Annotated in this window: 4 protein-coding genes; all 4 read left to right on the forward strand. The window is 22.7% G+C overall.

Features of this window, described 5'->3' with window-relative positions:
- Window positions 1-173 precede the first annotated feature (173 nt).
- The 4 genes from C4B24_RS04410 (at window position 174) to C4B24_RS04420 (ending at window position 4,821) form a co-directional block, all read left to right on the forward strand.
- A complete protein-coding gene (locus C4B24_RS04410) occupies window positions 174-1,541 on the forward strand; it encodes an ATP-binding cassette domain-containing protein (RefSeq protein WP_131599566.1) in 1,368 nt (455 codons plus the stop codon).
- A complete protein-coding gene (locus C4B24_RS04415; protein ID WP_131599567.1) occupies window positions 1,526-2,125 on the forward strand; it encodes an ATP-binding cassette domain-containing protein in 600 nt (199 codons plus the stop codon). Before C4B24_RS04410 ends, C4B24_RS04415 begins: the two co-directional genes overlap by 16 nt.
- Before the next feature lie 1,021 nt (window positions 2,126-3,146).
- Entirely contained in the window at window positions 3,147-3,278 is a 132-nt protein-coding gene (locus C4B24_RS05255) for a hypothetical protein (protein ID WP_272482638.1), read from the forward strand.
- A gap of 187 nt (window positions 3,279-3,465) precedes the next feature.
- Complete coding sequence (locus C4B24_RS04420; RefSeq protein WP_131599568.1) at window positions 3,466-4,821, forward strand: APC family permease; 1,356 nt, start codon at window positions 3,466-3,468, stop codon at window positions 4,819-4,821.
- Window positions 4,822-5,003 lie beyond the last annotated feature (182 nt).

A 5,003-nucleotide genomic window follows, 5' to 3' on the forward strand; every position in this document is an offset into this window, starting at 1 on the left:
CGGTACGTCACAAAACATACCCAAACAAACAATCTGCTATTCAGTTTTGAGAGAACTAGGATAAATCGACCAGAAGGTCATTTTTTTTCGCCTTTTTTAAGAGATATATATAAGTAGCATAAGATTTCATATGAAATAATGATAGTATAATTAATTTATGAAAGGAGAAAAAAATGTCTTTTAAAAAAACAATGGTATTATGGTATTTTTTAAGTTTAGAAAGCCTTAAAAATAAGAAAAATATCTTTTTTTGTTTCATTGTACCAACCGCATCGCTTATTTTTTTGGGTTTAACACAAGATCAAAGAATATTCTCATATGCTTTTCCTGCTATTTTATCTTTAATAGGAATTTCTATTGGAACTATGAATTCTGTTGATATTTTAATGAATTTTAAAAAAGGAAAATTGGAGAGTGTATTTTTATCTTATAAAGTTTCAAGGAAATCTTCTTTTATTGCTTTTTTACTAAGTTCCATTTTTATCTTTATTTTATTTTCTATAATTTTAATATTAATTAGTTTGATATTCTTTATTGGACAATATTGATATTATTTATTAATAATTTTATTACCAGTAATTATTATGATATTTACATTTGTTATATCAATAGTAGTTTTAAATTCTATACGTTTAAGTAGTAAAACTAAGAATATCGTATTGAATATAATTTTTTTAATATTTCTTGTTTTTTCTGGTTCCACTATTCCTTCATATATTTTAATTGATAAACTAGGAACATTTTACCGATATTTAGGTTTCTTTTTCCCACCTGTGGGGTTTGCTAATTTATGTTCTTTAATAATTTCAAATATCAAAAATATCGATGTTTGAATATATATAACGACTATCTTATTTGAAACAATTTTGCTTATAATAATAGCTTTTGTGTTTTATAACAAAAACAACAGAATAAAAATCAACGAAAATAATTTTTATTTTAAAAATGATTCATTTATTTGGGATATTAATAAAATTAAGATAAATAATAAAGTTATAATAGGAAAAAATAATTTAGAAATTAATATTGGTGATAAAGTACGTTTAATTGGTGAAAATGGTGCTGGGAAAACTATTTTTATGGATTCTTTTTTGGAAAAAATTTCTAAAAAAAATAATGTTTCATATATATCACAGGAATTTTATTCTATCCTTACTTTAAATATAGGGCAGATCATTAAAATGTTTTTAATTCTTAATAAGATAAATAATAAAGATGATGAAAAAATAAATAAAAAAACCGTTAAAAATATTTTGGATAAATTTTCTATTTATTCTGTTATCAAGAAGAAATATTCTGATTTAAGTTCGGGAGAACAACAAAAAATTAAGATGATAATTGCCTTCATCCAAAAATCAAATATATGATTTTTGGATGAACCAATGACTAGTTTGGATGAAGAAAATAAAAATATACTACTTGAAAAATTAAATGGAGCAAGTAAAGAGGTAATTATTCTGTTGATAACCCATGCAAAACAAGAGTTTCCTAAATTTAAAAAGTTGGTTCTTATTAAGGGGGAGATATGTCAACAACAATAACAATAGAAGACATAAATGTAAAGATTAAAAATCAAATCCTATTGAATAATGCTAAAATTGAAATTAAAAAAAATGAAGTGACAATTTTATTGGGGAATAATGGTGCGGGTAAGACAACATTGAGTAAATATATAGTTGATTCTTTATATCTAAATAAAAATATACATTGTTCTTTGTTGTCAAAACAATTCAAATTATTTGAAAACATTAAAGTTATTGATAAAATATATTTTTTTAATAATATGCGCAAGACACCAATTAATAAAGATTCTATAAATAAAATACTAATTTCATGAGATTTTTTAGATTTAAAATTTGAAAAAATGTGCTCCTTGAGCGGGGGACAAAAACAAATTATGAAACTTATTCTAATTGAAATAATTGATTCTGATTTTATAATACTTGACGAACCAAGTATTTATTTAAGCGAAAAAATGGTGAAAAAATTATTAGAAAAAATAAATAAATGAAAAATAAATAAATGAATATTATTAATTTCTCACAATAAGGAAATTAATAAAATAGGAGATAGTGTTTTTTTGTTTGAAAATAAAAAAATAACAAAAATTAATGCAAACAATTAAGTATATATATAAGTCGCAAATCAAAAAAACATTTGCGATAGCTGAGGTATTTTATAAAATCATTTATTTATCCCTTATCTTTTTAACTATGTTTTTATTAAATTCTGAAAATACTTCAAAAACTTTATTTAAATATATAATACTATTCAATTTGTATACTTGAGTAAGTTTAGTACTTAGAATTATTTTTAAAGATTTTAAAAATGGAGAAATTATTCTTTTACTAGCATCTGAAAAATTCAAGTGAAAACATTATTTGGTTTCTATTTTTTTCACAGGAATAACAAGTTCCATAATGGAAACTTTAATGTTTTTAATTATATTTTTTTCTTTGAATCCTAATTTATTTGAAACAATGTTGATTTTTAAAATATTTCTTTTTTGATTATATTCTTCTGTTACTCTTTATACCTTTAGTGTTTTGATAATTAGTTTTCTTAATGTTAGTAGTAAAATTAATAAAGTTGAAAGCTTTATTAATGCAATGATTCTTATAATATTATTTATTTTAACATATTCTGATAAGTATATAAATAGCCATTGATTTTCATTATTTTTCATTAATAATTGATTTAAAATATTCGAAACTTTTGAGATTAATTATCTTACTTTAAGTGGAATTGTTATTTCAATATTATTTATTGTGTTTTCTTTATTGGTTATAAATAGAAGGAAAATAAATAAAAAAAATAAAAATAGACGAAAAAAATAACTAATGTATCAAGAAAAATCTTATAGCACATCCTTGAAAGGTTGTGTTTTTTTTATTAAGTGATATAAATTTAAAGAGAAATTATCTTTTGAAGCAATTAGATAATGAAAAAAATAACTGGTTTTTCTGCTATTATAACTATCGCAAATTCTTAGATATAAATAAAACCAGTGTTGCATTAAGAAAATAAAAAAGCAAATATTTAACTATAATTTTGAATACTAATACATCTAGTGTTAATTGAACTATTTTAATTACTTTTTATAAAAGTGTATAATTTTATTAATTATTTAAGTATGGAGGAACAATATGGAAAATAAAGAAAAAGAAATATCTAAATTGCAAAGATTAAATAAGAAATATAAAATCTTTATTATTTTAGCTGTATTGCTTGCGATCACAACCATTGCTTTAGTTGTAGCAGTTCCATTATCAATATAGAATAGAAATACTTTTAAGAATATATATATATTTATATTCGATATTGTATTTTTTTAATTTCATAAATAGCATTTCAAAACTTGTATTTTAAATAGCAATAGTAGGCTATTTTTTCTTAACTTTATATATTTATTTAATCTATCATTATCATTTATAATAAATATAATAAATATAAAGGAGTGGTTATATGACAAATAAGAATACTATGTCCAAGAGAAAATTCTATTTATTTTCTTTAAACTATATTATAGGTTTTGGATTCATCGCTACAATTGGCAAAATTATTAATTTACAAGCACTGGGGTTACTGGCATTTATGTTAACTTCTTTTATTGCTTTATGTGTTGCTTTAGCATTTTCAAGAGCAACGGATGAATATCCAGATGCAATGGGAGGCTCGTATTATTATGGTAAAAAATCAGGCGGGAAACATGCTGGTTTTTATCAGGGGTGAACTCAATACATACAAGGTCCAGTTTTAAGTGTTACAGCTCCATTGTTTTTATCTGTAATTTTAAAAACAATTGATCCACATCATTCATTGTTATATGATTTAATTTCTGTTGGAATTTTTATATTAATAACTGTAATTACTACTTTTGGATATAAAATTTCACTTAAATTTATAGTGGTGGCAGCAGTATTGAAATGATTAGTTCTTATTACTTCTGTTATTGCGGTAATTTATTTAGCTACAAAAGATGGTGCTTTCCATTCTAATTGAGGAAGTACAAAAGTTAGTGCGATAACTTTTACAGGTGCTGTACTTTCATTTATTTATGCTTATGGTGGAATTGAAGGTGTTGCAACTTTAACAGGAGAAGTTGAAGTTAAGAAATTTAGAAAACTGCTATTAAAGATTTTTTTCACTATTTTTACTGCATACTTTTCATTTTATTTAATTTTTATGGGTGTAAATATGAGTACATTGCATACAAATAACGTTGAATTATTCCAAAAAATTTTTATAGTAACAATGGGAACAACTGGTACTGTTATTTATACAATAGGTATTATTAGTAATAAAATGTCATCAAGAGCCTCTAATACAATTACAGCTTCAAGAGCAATTATTGTTTTGGCACAGGATGGTTACTTACCTAAGTGAATTGCTAAAAAGAATAAAAAAGATGAATATGGTATTGCTATTTATTTAAATTCAGTAATTTCTATTATATTAATGCTATTAGGTTTAATGCTAGAGTTATTGCACGTTGATGATACTTTTAATTTAATACTTGATATTGGTTTATTTTTATTCTTTTCACAATATATAGGAACATTTATTTCATTAATGGTACTTTCACATAAAAAAGAAATAAAGAAAATACCTATTTGAGAACAAGTTATGTACATAGTTGCTATTATCATTATGGTTGTTGTTCTTTCTATTGTTATGATTCCACCAATTACTAATCAGCCTTGATTGGCAAAAAATACTATACAAATTACTTCATTATTAGTATTTATTATTATAGGTTATTTAATTTGAGGAAGCTACTCATTAATTATTAAGTTAAAAAAAGAAAGAAAGACTAGATAAAACTAAGACTCTTATTATAAAAGGGTTTTTTTATATCAAAAACATACAAATGGTCTTCAAAATAATAATTCAAGTAAATTTATAAAAAAATTAAAAAAATTGTACCCAATTATTAATAATTATGTATACTTATAAGGCACCAACTATTGCAACAGCATATATTTGACTGCAAAATAGATCTT

Source organism: Mycoplasma marinum, from assembly GCF_004335975.1.
Taxonomy (GTDB): Bacteria; Bacillota_I; Bacilli_A; order Mycoplasmatales; family Metamycoplasmataceae; genus Mycoplasma_K; species Mycoplasma_K marinum.